This window comes from Trinickia sp. LjRoot230 (assembly GCF_964253315.1).
Taxonomy (GTDB): Bacteria; Pseudomonadota; Gammaproteobacteria; order Burkholderiales; family Burkholderiaceae; genus Trinickia.
On record NZ_CAXUQX020000001.1, the window covers coordinates 2,221,728 to 2,241,299 of the forward strand.

At 61.6% G+C, this 19,572-nt stretch carries 22 protein-coding genes and 1 tRNA gene; 14 read left to right on the forward strand and 9 right to left on the reverse strand.

What is annotated here, in order from left to right:
- Nucleotides 1-61: 61 nt before the first annotated feature.
- The gene (locus ACSQ20_RS10395) at nucleotides 62-1,042 is read left to right on the forward strand and encodes a PRC-barrel domain-containing protein (RefSeq protein ID WP_436019584.1); all 981 of its coding nucleotides are present in this window, start codon (nucleotides 62-64) and stop codon (nucleotides 1,040-1,042) included.
- Nucleotides 1,043-1,053: 11 nt separating this feature from the next.
- A complete protein-coding gene (locus ACSQ20_RS10400) occupies nucleotides 1,054-2,295 on the forward strand; it encodes an MFS transporter (RefSeq protein ID WP_436019586.1) in 1,242 nt (413 codons plus the stop codon).
- 41 nt (nucleotides 2,296-2,336) lie between these two features.
- On the opposite strand, the gene ACSQ20_RS10405 is transcribed toward ACSQ20_RS10400, so the two are convergent.
- Together ACSQ20_RS10405 and ACSQ20_RS10410 are read right to left on the reverse strand one after the other, a co-directional pair.
- Complete coding sequence (locus ACSQ20_RS10405) at nucleotides 2,337-2,579, reverse strand: DUF6566 family protein (RefSeq protein ID WP_436019588.1); 243 nt, start codon at nucleotides 2,577-2,579, stop codon at nucleotides 2,337-2,339.
- Between the two features lie 286 nt (nucleotides 2,580-2,865).
- The gene (locus tag ACSQ20_RS10410) at nucleotides 2,866-3,885 is read right to left on the reverse strand and encodes an IS110 family transposase (protein ID WP_436018354.1); all 1,020 of its coding nucleotides are present in this window, start codon (nucleotides 3,883-3,885) and stop codon (nucleotides 2,866-2,868) included.
- A 286-nt stretch (nucleotides 3,886-4,171) separates the two neighbouring features.
- On the opposite strand from ACSQ20_RS10410, the gene ACSQ20_RS10415 reads away from it, so the two are divergent.
- Nucleotides 4,172-4,600 carry a hypothetical protein gene (locus ACSQ20_RS10415; protein ID WP_436019590.1) on the forward strand — a complete coding sequence of 143 codons (429 nt, stop codon included), beginning with the start codon at nucleotides 4,172-4,174 and terminating at the stop codon, nucleotides 4,598-4,600.
- A 50-nt stretch (nucleotides 4,601-4,650) separates the two neighbouring features.
- Here ACSQ20_RS10415 and ACSQ20_RS10420 read toward each other — a convergent pair whose 3' ends face one another.
- From ACSQ20_RS10420 to ACSQ20_RS10430, 3 genes are all read right to left on the reverse strand, one after another.
- Nucleotides 4,651-5,793: an enoyl-CoA hydratase/isomerase family protein gene (locus tag ACSQ20_RS10420; protein ID WP_436019592.1), complete on the reverse strand. Its 1,143-nt coding sequence runs from the start codon at nucleotides 5,791-5,793 to the stop codon at nucleotides 4,651-4,653.
- 93 nt (nucleotides 5,794-5,886) lie between these two features.
- On the reverse strand, nucleotides 5,887-6,225 hold the full coding sequence (locus tag ACSQ20_RS10425; RefSeq protein WP_436019594.1) for a DMT family transporter: 339 nt from the start codon (nucleotides 6,223-6,225) through the stop codon (nucleotides 5,887-5,889).
- A 4-nt stretch (nucleotides 6,226-6,229) separates the two neighbouring features.
- Entirely contained in the window at nucleotides 6,230-6,727 is a 498-nt protein-coding gene (locus ACSQ20_RS10430) for a heme-degrading domain-containing protein (RefSeq protein WP_436019596.1), read from the reverse strand.
- Nucleotides 6,728-6,940: 213 nt separating this feature from the next.
- Here ACSQ20_RS10430 and ACSQ20_RS10435 point away from each other — a divergent pair.
- The 3 genes from ACSQ20_RS10435 to ACSQ20_RS10445 all read left to right on the forward strand — a co-directional run bounded on the left by ACSQ20_RS10435 (nucleotide 6,941) and on the right by ACSQ20_RS10445 (nucleotide 8,877).
- Nucleotides 6,941-7,017 (forward strand) — tRNA-Met (locus ACSQ20_RS10435).
- 299 nt (nucleotides 7,018-7,316) lie between these two features.
- The gene (locus ACSQ20_RS10440; RefSeq protein ID WP_436019598.1) at nucleotides 7,317-8,717 is read left to right on the forward strand and encodes an L-lactate MFS transporter; all 1,401 of its coding nucleotides are present in this window, start codon (nucleotides 7,317-7,319) and stop codon (nucleotides 8,715-8,717) included.
- A gap of 10 nt (nucleotides 8,718-8,727) precedes the next feature.
- Entirely contained in the window at nucleotides 8,728-8,877 is a 150-nt protein-coding gene (locus ACSQ20_RS10445; RefSeq protein WP_436019600.1) for an MFS transporter small subunit, read from the forward strand.
- A gap of 136 nt (nucleotides 8,878-9,013) precedes the next feature.
- Here the strand turns inward: ACSQ20_RS10445 and ACSQ20_RS10450 are convergent, their stop codons facing one another.
- Nucleotides 9,014-9,964 (reverse strand): IS5 family transposase, encoded by a 951-nt coding sequence (locus ACSQ20_RS10450; protein WP_436018149.1) that lies wholly within the window; start codon nucleotides 9,962-9,964, stop codon nucleotides 9,014-9,016.
- Between the two features lie 201 nt (nucleotides 9,965-10,165).
- Here ACSQ20_RS10450 and ACSQ20_RS10455 point away from each other — a divergent pair, with 201 nt between their 5' ends.
- The 7 genes from ACSQ20_RS10455 (at nucleotide 10,166) to ACSQ20_RS10485 (ending at nucleotide 15,767) form a co-directional block, all read left to right on the forward strand.
- On the forward strand, nucleotides 10,166-10,711 hold the full coding sequence (locus ACSQ20_RS10455) for an NUDIX hydrolase (protein WP_436019602.1): 546 nt from the start codon (nucleotides 10,166-10,168) through the stop codon (nucleotides 10,709-10,711).
- 14 nt (nucleotides 10,712-10,725) lie between these two features.
- A complete protein-coding gene (aat, locus tag ACSQ20_RS10460) occupies nucleotides 10,726-11,481 on the forward strand; it encodes a leucyl/phenylalanyl-tRNA--protein transferase (RefSeq protein ID WP_436019604.1) in 756 nt (251 codons plus the stop codon).
- A 54-nt stretch (nucleotides 11,482-11,535) separates the two neighbouring features.
- A complete protein-coding gene (locus ACSQ20_RS10465; RefSeq protein ID WP_436019606.1) occupies nucleotides 11,536-12,354 on the forward strand; it encodes an arginyltransferase in 819 nt (272 codons plus the stop codon).
- A 32-nt stretch (nucleotides 12,355-12,386) separates the two neighbouring features.
- On the forward strand, nucleotides 12,387-13,433 hold the full coding sequence (locus ACSQ20_RS10470; protein WP_436019608.1) for a quinone-dependent dihydroorotate dehydrogenase: 1,047 nt from the start codon (nucleotides 12,387-12,389) through the stop codon (nucleotides 13,431-13,433).
- An 86-nt stretch (nucleotides 13,434-13,519) separates the two neighbouring features.
- The gene (locus ACSQ20_RS10475) at nucleotides 13,520-14,317 is read left to right on the forward strand and encodes a transporter substrate-binding domain-containing protein (protein WP_436019610.1); all 798 of its coding nucleotides are present in this window, start codon (nucleotides 13,520-13,522) and stop codon (nucleotides 14,315-14,317) included.
- Between the two features lie 152 nt (nucleotides 14,318-14,469).
- On the forward strand, nucleotides 14,470-15,129 hold the full coding sequence (locus tag ACSQ20_RS10480; protein ID WP_436019611.1) for an amino acid ABC transporter permease: 660 nt from the start codon (nucleotides 14,470-14,472) through the stop codon (nucleotides 15,127-15,129).
- Nucleotides 15,130-15,479: 350 nt separating this feature from the next.
- On the forward strand, nucleotides 15,480-15,767 hold the full coding sequence (locus ACSQ20_RS10485) for a hypothetical protein (RefSeq protein ID WP_436019613.1): 288 nt from the start codon (nucleotides 15,480-15,482) through the stop codon (nucleotides 15,765-15,767).
- A gap of 51 nt (nucleotides 15,768-15,818) precedes the next feature.
- Here the strand turns inward: ACSQ20_RS10485 and ACSQ20_RS10490 are convergent, their stop codons facing one another.
- Complete coding sequence (locus ACSQ20_RS10490; RefSeq protein WP_436019615.1) at nucleotides 15,819-16,535, reverse strand: FadR/GntR family transcriptional regulator; 717 nt, start codon at nucleotides 16,533-16,535, stop codon at nucleotides 15,819-15,821.
- Between the two features lie 1,056 nt (nucleotides 16,536-17,591).
- Between ACSQ20_RS10490 and ACSQ20_RS10495 the strand changes: the two genes are divergently transcribed.
- Nucleotides 17,592-18,326, forward strand: a complete 735-nt coding sequence (locus ACSQ20_RS10495) for a Crp/Fnr family transcriptional regulator (protein ID WP_436019617.1) — start codon at nucleotides 17,592-17,594, stop codon at nucleotides 18,324-18,326.
- A 58-nt stretch (nucleotides 18,327-18,384) separates the two neighbouring features.
- Here ACSQ20_RS10495 and ACSQ20_RS10500 read toward each other — a convergent pair whose 3' ends face one another.
- Both ACSQ20_RS10500 and rpiA read right to left on the reverse strand, forming a co-directional pair.
- The gene (locus tag ACSQ20_RS10500) at nucleotides 18,385-18,621 is read right to left on the reverse strand and encodes a hypothetical protein (RefSeq protein WP_436019619.1); all 237 of its coding nucleotides are present in this window, start codon (nucleotides 18,619-18,621) and stop codon (nucleotides 18,385-18,387) included.
- A 210-nt stretch (nucleotides 18,622-18,831) separates the two neighbouring features.
- Nucleotides 18,832-19,524: a ribose-5-phosphate isomerase RpiA gene (gene rpiA, locus ACSQ20_RS10505; protein WP_436019621.1), complete on the reverse strand. Its 693-nt coding sequence runs from the start codon at nucleotides 19,522-19,524 to the stop codon at nucleotides 18,832-18,834.
- Between the last annotated feature and the right edge of the window lie 48 nt (nucleotides 19,525-19,572).

Genomic DNA, 19,572 nt, shown 5'->3' on the forward strand with positions numbered 1-19,572 from the left:
CCGCACGCGGGCAGGCAGCCGCCTTTCGCGTAACGGTCCCGCATCAAAGGAGTGTTGATCGATGAGCGGCGGTTTTTCCCCTCGCGGCTTGAGCCGGTACGTCTTCATATGGGTGCTGCTAACGATGCTGGCGGGGTGCAGCGCGCTTTTCGGCCCGAAGCCGCCCCCGGTCGCGGAGCAGCCGGCGCCCGCGCCCGAACCGGAACCCGAGCCGCCCGCACAACCTGAACCCGAGGCTTCCGCGCCGGTCGCCGCTTCCGCACCAGCCGTAGCCGAAGTCAAAAAGGCGCCGCCAAGACCGGTACATCGACACCCTGCCCCACCCCGCCCCACGCCGACCGAGCCGCCGCCGCCCGCGCCGGTCGTACCCGTGCCGGTCATCTCGACACGTCTTCTGTCGTCGAACGACACCCGCGGCCTGCTCGACGCGCGCGTGCAGCGTCCAGACGGGAAGACCGTCGGCCGTGCCATCGACATGTTCGTCGATAAAAACGGTAAGCCGCAGGCATTGCTCGTCAATCTGTCAGGCTTCATGGGCATTGGCGATCGCAAGGTCCGCTTTCCGTGGAGCGCGTTCATGTTCAACATGGCCGCTAAAAAGATGGCGGTCACACTCGCCGTGCCGCAGGGACAGCCCCCCGCTTCGGAGGCGCTCAAGAAACCGGCCGCGGCGCCAAGCGGCAACACCGATGATCCCGGCCTGCTGCACATCATCGATGCGACGGTCGAGCGCAGCAACGGCTCGCGCGTGGGCCGCGTCATCGACGTGTTGATCGATAACCACGCGGCGCCGCAAGCCGCCATTCTCGACGTCGGACGGCTGATGCATGATCGACGCAGCATCGCGGCCGATTGGTCGGCGCTCCATTTCGTCCGCAAGGACGGCGCGCTCGAGGTCGAGGCCGAGCTCACCGACAAGCAACTCGACGCGGCGCCAAATTACGAACTCGATCGCCCTATCCGCGCCGTTTCTCCGGCGCCGGTGGCCAAGCCGACAGCCGAAGCACGGCCTACGGAACCGGGCTCCAGCCCTTCACGGTGACGCACGCGCAGATGGTCAACTCACGAAGTCTTCGCGCGCTCGACTGGCTGAACTTCTTCCTTGCCAACGTCCAGACGGGCTTCGGTCCGTTCATTGCATCGTATCTGACCTCGCATAAATGGACGCAGGGGGAAATCGGCGTTGCGCTGAGCGTCGGAACCGCGACCGCGATGTTGAGTCAGGTGCCGGCCGGCGCGTTGATCGACGCGTTGCGCAACAAAAAGGGCGCAGCCGTCGTCGCCATCATCTCGATCGCCGCCTGTGCTCTGCTGCTCGCCGCCAGCCCAACGCTACTGCCCGTGCTGACCGCCGAGATCTTTCACGGCTTCGCGAGCTGCATGCTGACACCGGCCATCGCTGCGATTTCGTTCGCGCTCGTCGGGCGCCACGGACTCGGCGACCGGCTCGGCCGCAACGCCCGCTTTGCTTCGATCGGCAGTGCGGTGGCCGCTGCGGCGATGGGCGCATTCGGGGAATATTTCTCGGCGCGCTCGGTGTTCTGGCTGACGGCGGCGCTCTCGGTGCCGGCTCTGCTCGCACTGTCGATGATCGAAAACACGGGACGCATCGCGCCGCCGCCGGGCGCGCCGCCCGTTGCGCACAAGCGCGGCAGCATGAGCGAGCTGCTGCACGACAAGCGCGTCCTCATATTCGCAGCGTGTATTGCGCTCTTTCACCTGTCGAATGCGGCGATGCTCAATCTCGCGGCCGGCGAAGTCACCACGCATATGAGCGATAACGTGCAACTGGTTATTGCCGCGTGCATCATCGTTCCGCAAGCCGTGGTAGCCGCGCTGTCGCCATGGGTGGGACGCTCGGCCGAGCGTTGGGGCCGGCGCCCGCTGCTGCTTTTCGGCTTTGCCGCACTGCCGCTGCGCGCGCTGCTATTCGCGGGAGTATCGAGCCCTTACCTGCTTGTACCGGTGCAAATGCTCGATGGAATCAGTGCCGCTGTGTTCGGCGTCATGCTGCCGCTGATTGCGGCCGACGTGGCGGGCGAGAAGGGGCACTACAATCTTTGCATCGGTTTCTTCGGTCTCACAGCCGGCATTGGGGCGACGCTTTCGACACTGCTCGCCGGGTTCATTTCAGACCATTTTGGCAACACGATCAGCTTCTTTGGCCTGGCCGCGGCTGGCGCGCTTGCCGTCGTGCTTGTATGGGCGGCGTTGCCCGAAACACGCGATCCGCCGCAAGACGCCCAAGACGGATGGCCAGGCCCGAGCGCCACACTGACGGGCGAAGGTGAGTGATTGCGCGCAGCTCAAAGCAGCAAGCGGGAAGTGCTCACCGTTCAGCCGTCGAGATTCCCGTCGATGAGCGTGCGCGCCGCATCGAGCGCGGCGCGCGCCGCGTCCCGCTCGGTCGTCCATAGCTTGTCGATATGGACGAGCTGCCAGTCGTGCACCACCGTGCCGTCCTTGCGCACGCGAAAGTGGGATTTCACGCCGGTCAACACCTGCTCAACCGCGACTTCGAGCTTGAACCCCCGATAATCTTCCTCGTAGTCGCCCATATCGATGCCTATCGGTTTCATCGTCGCTTATATGAACGCCTCCCGTTTGCGAAGGTTTTTCGTGTGTTGCGACTACGACAGGATGGGTTGCAGCTTTATATCCGGGCTTGTTGCAGCCCGATGCGCTGCGGCCCACCATGAAATCCGCTGACCCGCACCTCATTTCTCCGGCGAGCTTGAAGCTCGAGCGATGATTCAGGTTTAGCGAGTCCCGGTCCGACCTGTCTTGTCATTACATACGATTGCCAGCGCAACCTTTCGACGTGTCATCCTGTAAAAGTTGATCTTTCTGCGCGTCGTTCGCCATTCAAATCGGCTTCACGCTCACGTAACCTTTTTCATATGGCCGGTCATGTGCCAGGATTGCCCAGATCGTGCGGGCCATCTTGTTGGCCTGCGCCACGACCACTACATTCATCGGCCTGCGTGTCCTGATCTGCTCAAGCCACGGCCCCGGCTCCTTCGAGTGGAAGAGCACGCTGCGCGCACCGTGGATCAGCAGCTTGCGCAGATATGTATCGCCTCGCTTGCTGATGCCCAGCAACTGAACCTTGCCGCCCGACCCCGTTTGCCTCGGGACCAGCCCAATCCAGGCTGCGAACTCACGCCCGGATCTGAACGTCTTCGCGTCCCCCATCGTCGCGATCGCCGCAGTCGCCGTCAGCAGACCGACACCCGGTATCGCAACGATTGCCTTGCACGCCTTGTCCTCTTTCAGCCATGTCTGCAGGCGCCGTTCGATTTCGGCAATCTGCCGGTCCAGATCCGTCAAGCCGTTCCATTGCTCGCGCAGCGTGTCGATCAGAATCGTCGGCAGACGGTCCACCAGTCGCGCCAATACATCTGGTATCGCCTTGTCCAGCGCAGCTCGACCCTTGCCCATCACTTCACCGTATTCGGTCAGCAGGCCGCGCAGACTGTTGATCTGCATCGTGCGAAACTTCACCAGCTGTTCGCGCATCCGGTGCAGCCCCAGCACTGCCTGCTGCGTCTCGGTCTTCACCGCAACTGACTTGCCCGGTTGCTGCGCGGCCATCCAGATCGCTCGCGCATCAGCCGCATCATTCTTGTTACCCATCACGAACGCCTTGACGAACTTCGCCGGCATCAGCTTCACCTGGTGGCCCATCGCCGTGAGCTTGCGGGCCCAGTGCTGCGAACCGCCACACGCCTCCATCCCGACCAGGCACGGCGGCAGGTTCGCAAAATGCTCGAGAAACGCCGCCCGCTTTATCGGTTTGTTCACAATCTCGCCTGTCTCAGCGTCGATGTAATGGAGCTGGATCACGTTCTTTGCAATGTCCACACCAACTGTCGTAAGCTTCATTTCGGACCCTCCGGTTTGCCTGTGAAGACCTTGATGATCTTCCACCTTGGGCACTTCGATGCCGTCGGCCCGTGAGGGTCCACCCTCCTTCTTCGCTTCCACCTCTCACGGGTGGGAGGCGTTCATATCATTTCTCCCAAACAGCATCTACCCATCGTAGCACTTTCGTGGTGCAGCGCCCGCCCCTGCGGTGACCCTATAATGACGCTCGTTTCGTCCGAAGCGCGCCTGCCGAAAGTGGGCGGCGCCCCCCCCCTTTTTTTTGCCGCCGCCTGCGAAGCGCTACATGCAAAAAATCATCCTGCCGTTTGTTTCGGGTTTTTTAGCCGCGCTGTTCTTCCATGAGTCGACGCTTGCGCTGTTGCATGCGGCCGGACTCATCGATACAGCAGGGTTTTCGACCGCCCCGTTCGCGCCGCTCGGCATTCCCGAATTCGTGGCCAACGCGCTATGGTGCGCGGCGTGGGCCGTCCTGATGGCATGGCTGCTGCGCGTCTCACCCGAGCGCGTGGCCCCTTGGGTGCATGCATTCGTCTTCGGCGGCATCGTTCTGACAGCAGCACGCGTGTTCGTCGTCGATCCGATACGAGGGCTTTGGCCGAGCGGCAACATGCTGCCGCGCCTCGCGCTCGGGTTTGCCGCAAACGCGATGTGGGGCTGGGGTGCGCTCGTGTTCATGCGAGCGTTCATGGCAGAAACCGCCGACGAAGACTAACCACCCGCGCGGCGTCGTTCAACCGTGTAACCGTTCAATCGTTCAGCTCTTCAGCCGTGCAGGCCCCGCAGCGGATGATCGTCGGCCGACCACGGGCTCACGAACATCCGTTCGACGTCCTCACGCGAGACGTCCTCGATATGGGCGATGCGCCAAACCGGACGGTTGTCTTTGTCGACGATGTGCGCCCGCACGCCTTCCATCACATCGCCGAACTCGAACATCGAGCGCGTCAGGTCCAGATCGCGGCGCAGACATTGGCTCATCGAGCCTTCGCCACGCGCGACCGCTTCGAGCGCGACCGCCATCGATAGCGGCGAGCGCGCGCGCATCATGCCGATGGTGTCTTCCGCCCAGTCGCGCGCGCCGTCCTCCTCTTCCATCTGAAGCGAAGCGACGATGCGCGCCACATCGGACTGGCCGAAATGCTTGTCGATCCAGCCGCGCGTGGCGGCAAGCGACGTGTCGGCACATTCGTCAGCGGGCACGCAAGGCGCCAACAGCGCGACACGCTTCACACAGGCCGCAACATCGGCCCCCGTCGCAAACGACTCACGATGCAATGCGTCGAGCAGCGCTGGGATAGCGTTGGCACGAATGCCGACGTCAGCGAGCCCGGCATACAACGCGTCAGTGGCTCCGATCGTCGCGCCCGTCACGGCCAAATAGCGCCCGATGGCGCCGGGCGTACGCGCGAGAAACCAACCCGAGCCGACATCGGGGAACAGCCCGATGCGTGTCTCGGGCATGGCCATCTGCGTGGCGTCCGTCACCACGCGCAAACCGCCGGTGCGATGCGCGCCTTGCGAAATGCCCATCCCGCCGCCCATCACGATGCCGTCCATCAAGGCAATATAGGGCTTCGGGTAGACGAAAATCGCATGATCGAGCGAATATTCCTCGATGAAGAACCGGTCGCGCGCGGCGAGGTCGTTTCGTTGCGAAACCTCATAGAAATAGCGCACGTCGCCGCCCGCGCAGAACGCCCGCTCGTGCGGGCTGTAGACGACGACCGCCAACACCCCCGCGTCGGTGCGCCATTCGTCGAGCCGCGCATGCATCGTGCGAATCATCGCCAGCGAAAGCGCGTTCAGCGCCTTGGGGCGGTTCAGCTCGATGAAACCAATCCGATTGTCGACATAAGCGCGCACCTCGTCGGAGGCAGCGACCGAGACCGATTCAGTAGTAGCCATGAAGGTGTCGAAACGGCAATTTGATATTCATCAACGGTAGCACGGGCTCGCTCTGACAGCGAGTGCGTCCGCACACAACGTTACAGTGCCGGGTCAATGCGCCTGCATTCGTGAAAACAAGTTAAGGACGACGACGCCGGCGACAATCAGCGAGAGACCGGCGACCGCCGGCAGATCGGGCACTTGCCGGTAAAGAACGATGGCGACGAGCGTAATCAGCACGATCCCGACGCCGGACCAAATCGCATAGACGATGCCGACGGGCATCGTCTTGAGCGTCAGGGACAGGCAGTAAAACGCCACGCCATAGCCCGCCACGACGACTAGTGTTGGCACGAGGCGCGTGAATCCCGCGGACGCGCGCAACGCCGACGTGCCGATCACCTCCGCAACGATCGCGACGGCAAGCCAAAGGTAACTGGAGCCACGCATGTCGTCAGCCCTTGGCAAGCGCGAGCTTGGCGTAGTCGTGGCCGAGTTCGGCGCATAGCGCCTCGACGGCGAGTTCGTGATCGGCGCGCTGCGCCAACCCCGAGACGGTGAGCGAGCCGATCACCCCGGCGCCCGCCAGCGTAATGGGGAAGGCCCCGCCATGCGGCGCATATTCGGCGATGGGCAAGCCGTGTTTGTCGGCGAGCGTAGTGCCGGCGCGCTGCATGCTCAAGCCGACCGCGTAGGAACTGCGCCGAAAGTGCGCAACGACGTTGCGCTTGCGGCGGACCCAGTTGACATGGTCGGGCGTTGCGCCATCGAGCGCGTTAAAGAAAAGAGGCTGACCAAATGTGCAAATGTCGATTGCGAGCGCAAGCGAGCGCGCCGTCGCCACTTCGTGAAGATGGACGCCGAGCTTCCAGGCGCGGGCCGCGTCGAAACGAGGAAAAACGAGCGCCTGCTCTTGTGCGGCGATCATGTGCAAATCATGCTCGATATCCATTGGATAAGCCGGTGCGAAATGAGGGCGAAGGGGAGATGCCGCATCGGGCATCCAGCGTACGCTACCGCGTCACGATTTTAGCGCACGCCCGAATGGCGCCGGCGGCGACGCTAACGTCGCGACAACGGTTGCCCGCTCGGCTCACCTATAACCAAACGCGAATCTTTCCTTGCACGAGCCTCGCGTTTTCCCTATAATCGTTTTTTCGACGGACGCGGGGTGGAGCAGTCTGGCAGCTCGTCGGGCTCATAACCCGAAGGTCGTAGGTTCAAATCCTACCCCCGCAACCAGCAACGCAACGATCGAGCATTGGTTGCCACGGTCCGCATTCTGATTTCCTCGAATTTCCTAAAAAGCCTGGTCCAAGACCAGGCTTTTTTATTGCGCTTTTCATTTCGCGCGATGTACCACTATTTGGCACACCAATTCAACTTAGTCCTACACGACTTTATGTAGTGCTCCCTCCTATTGCGCATTATTTGACGGCCCCCTATCGTTGTCGGCGCAACACGAACGATCGGTCGCGGATAACCAGAAACACCTTGCGCGAAACCGTCATCTTGATGACGTGCCTGGAGACCTAAAAAATATGAGCAGCACTCACCCGGCGCGGGGCGGCACCGGCTCGCCCCCGTTTTTTTCAAAGCAGGCAACCGTCGCACAGGCGAGATTTTCACGCTGGATGGTGCCACCGGCCGCGTTAGCCGTCCATTTGTGCATCGGGCAAGCCTACGCGTTTTCAGTATTCAACGGCCCGCTCACCAAGGTGATCGGGATTACCCAATCCGCGCCCGATGATTGGTCGCTCACGACGCTCGGCTGGATCTTTTCCATCGCCATCGTGTTTCTTGGCCTGTCCGCCGCGTTCGCGGGCAAGTGGCTCGAGCATGTCGGCCCGCGCCGAACCATGTTTACTGCTGCGTGCTGCTTCGGCGGTGGCTTTCTCGTATCGGCGGTAGGTGTCTGGCTGCATCAGATCGCGCTGCTCTATCTGGGCTATGGGGTCATTGGCGGCATCGGTCTCGGGCTTGGCTATGTGTCGCCCGTGTCGACGCTGATCCGGTGGTTTCCCGACCGCCGCGGCATGGCGACAGGTATGGCGATCATGGGCTTCGGTGGAGGCGCGATGATCGCGGCGCCGCTGTCGGTCGCGCTAATGAATCACTTCAAGAGCGCGACCAGCATCGGCGTCGCCGAAACATTCGTCGTGCTGGGCATCGCTTATTTCATTTCGATGTCGATCGGGGCGCTCGCCATCCGCGTGCCGCCCGCGGACTGGAAGCCGGCCGGCTGGACGCCGCCCGACACGTCGCACAAGCTGATCACGCGCAATCACGTCGATATCGACGAGGCGCAGAAGACGCCCCAGTTCTACCTGATCTGGCTCGTCCTGTTTTTGAACGTGACGGCCGGCATCGGCATCCTCGGCCAAGCGTCGGTGATGATTCAAGAGAGCTTCAAGAACACGGTGACACCCGCTGCCGCCGCGGGCTTCGTCGGCTTGCTATCGCTTTTCAACATGGGCGGGCGATTCGTCTGGGCATCGGCGTCGGACTGGCTCGGCCGCAAGGTCACCTACTTCATCTTCTTCGTGTTGGGCGCCGTACTCTACTACCTCGTACCCGGCTTTGCGACCACTGGCAACATCGCGCTGTTCGTGCTCGCCTACTGCGTGATTCTGTCGATGTACGGTGGCGGATTCTCGACCGTTCCGGCGTATCTGGCTGACATGTTCGGTACCGCTTTCGTCGGCGGCATCCACGGCCGGCTACTGACCGCATGGGCTGCGGCAGGCGTCGCGGGCCCGGTGCTCGTGAACTACATCCGCGCCTATGAGGTCGCGCACGGCGTGGCGAAAGCCGACGCCTATACGATGACGGTGCATATCATGGCGGTCCTGCTCGTCGTCGGGTTCGTCTGCAACCTGCTCGTCTCGCGCGTGAACGAAAAGCATCACATGAGCGACGCCCAACTCGCCAACGAACAGTAAGGAGTCCGCCATGAGCCAGTCGACAACATCCACCGTCCCGCAAGTGAGCCGCGTGGGCCTCGCACTTTTTTGGGCGTATGTGCTGATTCCCCTCGCTTGGGGCGTCGTCAACACGCTGCGCCAGGCGATGAAGCTCTTTAGGGAACATCTGATCTATTGACGTTTTGAACGTTGACGTTCATGCCAGCAATTTTCTGCGAGCTTCGATGATCGATTTCTCCGCCTTTCACGCTACCAATCGAGGCCATATCGGCCCAGAGCGCCGATTTTCCGAGGCAGCGGACGGATTTTTCCCATCAAGCCATCAGCTTTCGCCTCGCCAGATAAAGATTCGTCAGCCCGATCAGCGAGAACACCTGCGCCGCGTTCTTCGCCAGCCCTTTGTAGCGCACCTTCGCGTAGCCAAATTGCCGCTTGATCACCCGAAACACGTGCTCGACCCGGGCCCGGATCGAGGACATCCGGTGATTGAAGCGCTTGTTTGCGCTCGTCAGCGGATACGGCTTGCTGCCCTTGAGCGCAACACCCCAGAACACACCGGCTTCACGCGCCAGACGCTTGAACGCGTTGTTCACGTAGCCCTTGTCGCCGAACACCGCCCGATCGCTCTCTCGCAGCAGCACCGGCAACTCGCTCACGTCCGCCGTGTTGGCCGGCGTCACCGATACCGTATGCACCAGGCCGCTATCGACGTCCGCCCCAACGTGGATCTTCATGCCAAAGAACCACTGGTTCCCCTTCTTCGTCTGATGCATCTCCGGGTCGCGCTGCTTGCCCTCGTTCTTCGTCGACGGCGGCGCATGGATGATCGTCGCGTCTACCATCGTGCCGCCCTTGAGCAGCATGCCCCGTGCTTCCAGCGTCTCGTTGATGACGTTCATCATCTTCGAGGTCAACCCGTGCTGCTCCAGCAGATGTCGGAACTTGAGGATCGTCGTCTCATCGGGCAGCGCATCGTCCGACAGTTCAAGCTGCGCGAACCGGCGCATCGATTCGATCTCGTAGAGCGCGTCTTCCATCGCCGGGTCCGACAACGCGTACCACTGCTGCATGAAGTAAATCCGCAGCATCGTGGCCAACGGCATCGGCGGTCGGCCCCGCCGGCCCGACTTCGGATAATGCGGCTCGATCACCGCCAGCAACGCCGTCCACGGCACCACCGCTTCCATTTCCGTCAGGAAACGCTCCCGGCGCGTCTGTTTCTTCTTTCCATCAAACGCCAGCGAGGCGAACGTGGTTTGTTTCATGGCTCGGAGGTAAGTGGCAATGGCTCAATCTTAACGGCTCGAATAGATCAGATGTTCCTTAGCTGACGAAGCGAGCATCGCGCACCAGACAAGCCGGGCCAAACGCCCGGCTTTTTCGTTGTATGGCGTACGGCGCGCGGCGTGGGAGGTAGCCGGTGATAAACTCGCATCACTTCGTGCCCCCAACCTTCTCGCCTGGCTATGAAATTCTGCTCGACCTGCGGCCAATCCGTTAGCTTGCGTATCCCGCCCGGGGACAATCGCGAGCGTTTCGTTTGCGAAAGCTGTGGGGCCGTGCACTATCAGAACCCGCGCAATGTAGTCGGCACCGTGCCCGTTTGGGAGGACAAAGTATTGCTGTGCCGCCGTGCGATCGAGCCGCGCTACGGTTATTGGACGCTGCCCGCCGGCTTCATGGAGATGGGCGAGACGACCGCCGAAGCCGCCGCACGCGAAACGCTTGAAGAAGCCGGGGCGCGCGTCGAGGTCCAGCATCTTTTCTCGCTGTTGAATGTTCCGCATGTGCACCAAGTGCATCTTTTCTATCTCGCGCGGCTGCTCGATATCGACATCGAAGCCGGCGAGGAAAGCATCGAGGTGCGCCTGTTTGACGAGGGCGAGATCCCTTGGGACGACATCGCGTTTCCGACCGTCGGTCAGACGTTGCGCTTTTTCTTTGCCGATCGTTCGGCCGGCAGCTACGGCCTGCATACGGGCGACGTGTTCCGCTCGTTGCGCGAAGGCTGAACGGCGGGCCGCCGATGGTTCCCTGGCTGGGTCCTGACGATCCGTTTCCACCCGTCGAGCATGCGCTAGGTATCACGAGCGGCGCGCCGGGCCTGCTTGCGGCAAGCTCCGACCTGCTGCCATGGCGGCTCGTCGATGCTTATCGGCGCGGCATCTTTCCGTGGTATTCCGACGGACAGCCGGTACTCTGGTGGAGTCCCGATCCGCGCATGATTCTGAAGCCGGACGAATTCAAAGTGTCGCCGTCGTTCAGAAAAACACTCAAGCGCGTGCTGCGCGACGAACGTTGGGAAATTCGCGTCGATGCCGATTTTCCCGGCGTCATGCGCGCCTGCGCGCAAGCGCCGCGGCGCGGCCAGCGCGGAACGTGGATCACGGCCGAAATCATCGACGCCTACTCGGTACTGCATCGAGCGGGCGAAGCGCACAGCGTCGAGACCTGGTTCGAGGGAAAGCGTGCGGGCGGCCTTTACGGTGTATCGCTTGGGCGGATGTTCTTCGGCGAATCGATGTTCGCCGACGTGACCGATGCATCGAAAATCGCACTCGCCGGCCTGATCGGACACCTGCGCCACCACGAGGTAGAAATGATAGACTGCCAGCAGAATACGTCGCACCTGGCGTCCCTCGGCGGCCGAGAGATCGCACGCAAGGCTTTTATTACCCACATTCGCACGGCCACCGTTCAAGCGCCGGTTCCGTGGCAGTTCGATAAACAAGCCCTGCTCGATGTCCTGCCGAACGGGTTGCCGAGCGAGCAAGCGCGCTGACCTGGCATCGGCGGCGGCTTGCGAGAACGACAGACGATGCTTCGAGAGCCGCCGATGACTCACCAGAATGAGCTGCCGCTTTCACCGCTTTCCGCGCTGCAATTCTATGCAACGGCCCCCTATCCTTGCAGCTATCTGGAAGGGCGCATCGCGCGCTCGCAAGTGGCAACGCCAAGCCATCTGATCAATTCCGACGTCTATACCGAACTCGTGAAAGCGGGCTTTCGCCGCTCCGGCGTCTTCACGTATCGTCCTTATTGCGAGGGATGCCGTGCGTGTGTGCCAGTGCGCGTACCAGTCGTTGCCTTTGCGCCCAACCGGACGCAGCGCCGCGTCTGGAAACGTCATGCCGCCCTCACCGCCTCCGTCGCGCCGCTGCATTACGACGAAGAACACTATGCGCTCTATATGCGCTATCAGACGGCGCGGCATGCAGGCGGCGGCATGGACCGCGATAGCCGCGACCAGTACGAGCAGTTCCTGCTGCACAGTCGGATCAACTCTCGCCTCGTCGAATTCCGCGAGCCCGCGCCGCTTTGCGAAGGGCCCCAACCGCAGGGCGGCGCGAACGGCATATTGCGCATGGTCAGCATGATCGACATCCTCGGCGACGGCCTTTCGTCGGTCTATACGTTCTTCGAACCCGAGATGCAGGGCGTCAGCTATGGCACCTACAACATCCTCTGGCAGATCGAGCAGGCGCGAAGCCTCGGGTTGCCCTACGTCTATCTCGGCTATTGGATTCGCCAAAGCGCCAAAATGGCTTATAAATCGAATTTCCGGCCGCTCGAAGGGCTCGTCGACGGCCAGTGGGGATTGCTCGAACCTACGACGGTCGAACCCCGGCGGCACCTGCCAATGCCGGTAAAATAGCCAGCTCTTCCATACTGCAAGCCCACTCCTACGTGCTCAGTTCCCTTTACCCGCTCGCCCGCGCCCAGCTCTTTCGCATGGATGCGGAAGACGCCCATCATCTGACGCTGCGCGCGCTCAGTGTCGCCGGCCGCGCCGGGCTCGCGAAGCTGCTCGCGCGGCACGTTCCCGATTTGCCGCGCACCGTCATGGGCATTGCATTTCGTAACCCGGTGGGGCTCGCCGCCGGGCTCGACAAGGACGGCGCCTGCATCGATGGGCTCGCCGCGCTCGGCTTCGGCTTCATCGAAATCGGCACCGTGACGCCGCGGGCGCAACCGGGCAACCCGCGCCCGCGCATGTTCCGGCTTCCGCAGGCTGAGGCGCTCGTCAATCGGATGGGCTTTAACAATGGCGGCGTCGATCAATTCGTTCGAAACGTTCAGGCCGCGCGCTATCGCGGCCCGCTCGGTTTGAATATCGGCAAGAACGCCGATACGCCGATCGAGCGCGCGGCCGACGACTACCTCTACTGCCTGGAGCGTGTCTATCCGTTCGCGAGCTATGTGACCATCAACATTTCGTCGCCCAACACGAAGAACCTGCGCCAGTTGCAAGGCGCGAACGAACTCGATGCACTGATCGGCGCGTTGAAGGACAAGCAACAGCGTCTTGCGGATCTGCATGGCAAGCTCGTGCCGCTCGCATTGAAGATCGCCCCCGATCTCGACGACGAGCAGATCAAGGCAATCGCCGATACGCTGCTGCGGCATCGCGTCGAAGGCGTCATCGCGACGAATACGACGCTGTCGCGCGCCGCCGTGGCAGGCCTGCCACATGCTGACGAAGCAGGCGGCCTCTCGGGCAAACCCGTATTCGAAGCATCGAACGCCGTGATTGCCAAACTGCGCACCGAGCTCGGTGACGCGGTGGCCATCATTGGCGTCGGCGGGATCGCGTCGGGAGCGGATGCGCTGGCCAAGCTCGCTGCCGGTGCATCGCTCGTGCAGCTTTACACTGGGTTCGTCTATCGAGGGCCCGCACTGGTCGGCGAATGCGTCGACGCCATTGCGCACGCATCAGGCGGCGCTTTCATATAGACATAAACAAACGATATTTCGAGGTCGATTAACTTTTCGCTATCATGGCGACACGTCAACGCCCGCGCGGCAAGGAGAGTACAAAAATGAAATTTGCGATGTTCAAAAAGATCCTAATGGCCGGCCTGATTGGGGTAACGTGCGTCGCGACGGCCGCACACGCCGCTGACTTGCTCGATGAAGCGAAAGCGCGCGGCACGTTGCGCATCGGCCTGGAAGGGACGTTCCCGCCGTTCGATTCGAAAAATGACAAGGGCGAGCTCGTCGGTTTCGACGTCGATGTGGCGAAGGCCGTTGCCGCCAAGCTGGGACTGAAGCCGGAGTTCATCACGACGGAATGGAGCGGCATCATCGCCGGCTTGCAGGCAGGCAAGTTCGACGTGATCGTCAATCAGGTCGGTGCCACCGACGCGCGCAAGAAGGTCCTCGACTTTTCGCCGGCCTACACCTACTCGGCGGCTCAACTGATTCAGCGCAACGACGATACGCGCGAGTTCAAGTCGCTCGCCGAATTGAAAGGCAAGAAGCTGGGCGTCGGCCTGGGTTCCAACTACGAGACGATGGCGAAGTCGGTGCCCGGCATCGATGTGAAAACCTATCCGGGCGCACCTGAATATCTTAACGACCTGGCATCGAAGCGGCTCGATGCGGCGCTCAACGATCGGCTGATGCTCGCATATCTGCTCAAGAATTCGAAACTGCCGCTGCGCCAAGGTGCCACGCTCGAGGGCGGTACGCCTTCTGCCATCCCGTTCAAGCAGGGCAATCCGAAGTTCGCCAAGGCAATCGACGACGCGATGACGCAACTCGAAGCCGACGGCACGCTGACGAAGATTTCCGAGAAGTGGTTTGGCATCGATGTGACGAAGCCGATCAAGAAATAAACGCAGGCTCCAGCCTTGCGCAATACCCGAGGGGCGGCATCGTCGCGATGCCGCCCTTTGCTTTTCGTGCGTATATCATGTGCGCTCGCACGCGTTTTCGCGTTCGAGCCAATCCGAACCGAATTACTTAGTACCCCTCACTATCTCCGGTCATGTCCACCACGTCCCTGCTTGCTCAATCCATGCCGGTGCTCGCGCAAGGCGCGGTTCTGACGGTTAAGTTCGCCGTGCTGTCGATGGTCTTCGGGCTCGTCGTGGCTGTCGTATTGGCATTGATGAGCATCAGCCACAGCAGAGCGCTGAACCGGATCGCGCGCATCTATGTGAGTCTGATGCGCGGCACGCCGCTGCTCGTGCAGATCTTCGTGGTTTATTACGGACTGCCAAGTATCGGCATTTCGCTCGAGCCGACTCCAGCCGGCGTTATTGCGCTGTCGGCCAATGTCGCCGCGTACTTGTCCGAAAGCATGCGCGGCGCGATCAACGGCATTCACAGCGGCCAGTGGCTGGCTGCTTATAGCCTCGGCCTGTCGAAGCGCCAGACGCTGCGCTATGTGATCGCGCCGCAGGCGTTGCGCATCGCCGTGCCGAGCCTGTCGAACAGCCTGATCAGCCTGATCAAAGACACGTCACTGGTGTCGGTGATCACGGTCACCGAGTTGCTGCGTAGTGCGCAGGAAATCATCGCGTCCACCTATCAGCCGCTGCCGCTGTATCTCGCAGCCGCAGCCGTGTATTGGGTGTTGTGCCAGGTGCTCGAATGGCTGCAGCACTGGTACGAGCGGCGGCTCGCACTGCCGACTCGCCATTGAAAACGCGGAAGTGCCGCGCGCGACACCGGCACGTCGGCGCGATCGAAATTCGCTCGTCAAGCGGTCGGTTCGCTTTACAGCAGCGAAGCCGAGTGAAGGCCTGTTAAATCGGCGCTTTTCCTGCGACGCGGAGCGCCAGAATGTCGACACCACCAATCGGCGGCGGAGGGTCTCTTGACCCGACGTTCTCTCATCCAGACACGGGCGAGCCCCCACGCGCTGCCACATCATCCTCGAACGCGCCCCCGCGAACGCCGGGTCCGGAGGTGTTCGCAGGGCTTCGACGTCCTCGTATCGAACGGCCGCAGAGACCGTCCTCCGAGACGCCTGGCCGCGCCCCCGGTGCCGCCATGAATACCCGTTTCATCAGGACGGAACTCGCCTATTTCGACATGATGGACGGAACGTCGGCCACGGACGCTGCCGCAAAGCACGGTATTTCCGATGCGCAAGACATCGCGTGGCTGACGGCCGGGAGGGGCGCCGCTCGAGCGCTGGGACGTGCGATGAAAGCAATGCAGGCAGGCGCCACGGCTAACGAGGTCATCGCCAGGTTCGGCGTAAAGCGCGCGCGCGATATCGACTTGCTCAGAGCAGGTTCTGGACGAGGAAATAGCTCAGCCGCCAAGCAGCGGTGACCCCCCGCCCGGCAGCCGACGCAGACAGCCGCCGCCCGCCCGGGCGTGTCATCATCGACGGCTTGGCATTTCGACTGCGAACTCGCGGCTGACCTCGTCGGCAGCGAACTCGATCAGCGCTAACGCCGCGGCTTCCGCCTCCTTTGGATCACGCCGTTCGATCGCGTCCACGAGACGTTCGTGCGTACTCACCGAGATTTCCCAGCCGCCGGCTTTCCCGACCAACATCGGCTGGGTGGCAGCGAGTGCGCCTCGAATGATGGCGGCCATCTGCATAAAAAATTGATTGCCGCTCGCGGAAACGATGCGCGTATGCAACGCTTCGTTCGCTGCCGCATAGCCGGTGTCGCTGGGCGCCAGTGTCTTGAACACGTCAAACGCTTCGCGTATGGCCGCCACCTCCGCCACGCTTGCTCTTGCCGCTGCCTGCGCGGCCGCGCGCGGTTCGATCAGCATGCGAAATTCGATGACGTCGCGCATGAACAGCGGATCGGGTTTGGCCCGAAAACGCCAGTTCACCACGTCCTCATCGATCATTCGCCAATCCCGCATAGCGCGAATACGCGTGCCCACCTTCGGCCGCACATCGAGCATGTGTCGCGCGAGCAACATCGACAGCGCTTCGCGCATGACTGTGCGACTGACGTCGAACTCCTTCGACAGGACATCCTGCGGCGGCAGAATCGCGCCGTATTTTTCCTCGACGATGCCTGTGACGAGCCCATCCATTACTTTGCTGACCAGTGAACGGTCCTTGCCCTGCTCCATACCCCCCCCGATGCGCCCATCGACGCCGATCTATTGCTGTTCCGCTGCCACCCACGCATCGCGCTTCATAGGCAAACGACACGTTGCTTTGATCAAATTAGGCACGCTATTGGGAAACGCCTGAACAGGGTTATCCCTCTGACGATTCAAAGCCGCTTGTGCTGGAGCCTTAAGCGAGCCGCACGGCTGTTAAAAAAAATTAGTTAGGACAACTGCGTAGTTCGCTTGCCGTTTCGCTGCAACGCGCAGGTAAGACGAATTGCCATGCTGCACGGTACTTCTCATACAAGCGGCGTTCCGTTCGCAATCGCACTCACCTGGCGGAGTTTGCATGGTGTACGGGAAAGCCCGCGGGAGATTGCATCGCACACACATGTCTCAACATTGAGTCATTCGCGACACCACACACGTTTTTACAAGGACGGCACGGCACCGTTGGGACCAACGAGGCATTCGCTGTCAATCGGGCATGCAGACAACCGATCTTCCCGAACGTTGAGTGCGTGCCGCAACCCTTTGCCCGCAGGGCTTGCATCTGTTCCGCGCAACGTATGCGACGCAACAATCAATGCGGTCCATGCAACATAAGTGAATCAAATTCCGCCTCGACCGCTGTCGTCTGCATGGACCCTCGAACGCCCGCCGGTTAGCGTCCGCTATTCGGCTATTCGCATCGAAAACCCGCGCGATCAAAGCGTTAGCCGATGAACGCGAAGCGGGTTATGAGGAGCGCCGAAACGCCGCGCGATCGTGCAGATTTGAAACAAATTGGCTTGGCGGCGCGCCGGCGCCGCGTCGCAGCAAGTAGCGAGTACCGTGCGATAGGGCCGGCAAGCGCATGGCACGATCTTCGCTGAACCAGGCTCGCAACTGAGCGCTGCCGCACAGACGGTGGCACGGCCAGGGAGAAAGGCCAACGATGCCGGAACGGAAGTGGTGCGAAGGATAGATAGTTTGGACTCCTACGCAATGCTGCCTTAACCGGCCCAAAGTAACAAAGAGCCGCACAAGCAAATGCGCTCCGCGCATGACGTGGCTTTTATTCGAGGACCGATCATGTTGACATTGCAATCCGATCTACACGGCAATCATCTGCTGGGAGCACTGCCCTCGCATGAGTGGCAAGCACTGACGCCGCATCTCGAATTGGTCCATCTGCGTACCGAGCAACTGCTTTGCGATTGCGGGCACAAGATTCACCATGTCTATTTCCCGACCACGGCCATCATCTCGATGTTGTCGATGATGGAAGACGGCGGTTCAGTCGAACTAGCCGCCGTGGGCCGCGAAGGCATGACCGGCGTTCAGGTGCTGACCGGCGGCGAGACCATGCCGAGCCGCGTGCAGGTGCAATGCGCCGGCTTCGCCTATCGCATGAGCGCGCAACAGTTGAAACTGGAGATCAGTCGATCTGATTTGCTGCGCCGGCTGATGCTGCTCTACATGCAAGCGCTGCTCACGCAGGTTGCACAGACTGCCGCCTGCAATCGCCATCATTCGCTGAGCAAACAACTTTGCCGCTGGCTCTTGATCGAGATAGATCGGGCTGCGACGAACGAGCTGGCCGTCACGCAGCAGATGATCGCCGACATGCTGGGGGTACGCCGCGAAGGCATTACGGAGGCGGCCGGCAAGCTGCATGACCAAGGCCTCATTCATCACAGCCGCGGACATATCAAGGTGCTCGACCGCAGCGGGCTGGAATCGCGCGCGTGCGAGTGCTACGGGCTCGTGAAGCGTGAGTTCGATCGGCTGCTGCCGAACCTTCATCAGACGAATGCGGTGAGCTAAGCGGTATGCGGCGACGCGAGAAACAGACGAAGCGCGCGACGCATACGACCGGCCGCAATTATTGCGCGCTGAGATCGCTGCGCACGCGGGCGCGCGCTTCGTAAAGCGCCGCGAGCATGGCAAGCCGTGCTCGCTCGTAAGCTGCCTCGACTTCCGTCATGCCGCCGCACGTCTGCCCGCCCACGACGATGCCAAGCCCGAGTGCGTAATTGCCTGCAAACGTCGTTGGCGACGCTTCGTCATCCCGCAGTCGCGCGTACGCGGTATCGAGTGCGCACCGTAGTTCGCGTTGCATGATTGCATCCTTCGCTTATCTGATGGTCTCTCCCGGCGTGCCGGGCGTTTGTGCCTATTGCACCACATTCTTCGCGCCCACCCCAGGGCGTTTCGCGCAGACACGGCGTTTAATTGCTCGTTTATGGCGCTTGAAGAAGGGCACGCAAACACCGCTCCGCTCATTATTCCAGTTTTTTCTCCCCCGGCACTTCACCCTTTATCGCGGCGGTTACACGTCGTACGAAACCATCTCGACACCCTGATCCGAGCCAAGCAGGCATAAATCAGCGCCGCGACTCGCGAAGAGCCCCACCGTCACGACGCCCGGCCACGCATTGATAAGGGCTTCGAGCCCGCGCGGATCGTCGATGTGCAGCCCTTTTACGTCGATAATCTCGTTGCCGTTATCGGTGACATAGGGCGAGCCATCATTGCGCACGCGCAACACCGGCACGCCGGAAAGCGCCATGACCTGACGTCCGATTGCGGTACGCGCCATCGGCACGACCTCGATCGGCAGCGGGAACGTGCCGAGCACGTCGACGCGTTTGGACCGATCCGCAATGCAGACAAATACTTCGGACACCGAAGCAACGATCTTTTCACGCGTCAGCGCGCCTCCGCCACCTTTGATCATCGCCCCGCTCGCATCGATCTCGTCGGCACCGTCGACGTAGACGGGCAGCGACTCGATTTCGTTCAGATCGAATACGCGAATGCCGTGTTGCTCGAGGCGCGCCGTTGTCGCAACGGAGCTCGATACAGCGCCGCGAAAGCGCGACTTGTGCGGGGCCAGTGCATCGATGAAACAGTTCACCGTCGAACCGGTGCCGACGCCGAGCACGGCACCGTCCGGGACATGCGTGTTCACATAATCGGCGGCGGCCTGGCCGACCAGGCGCTTGAGTTCGTCTTGGGTCATCGGGAGGAAAGAGAAAGGGAAAGCGAATGTGAAAGGCGCGATTTTACC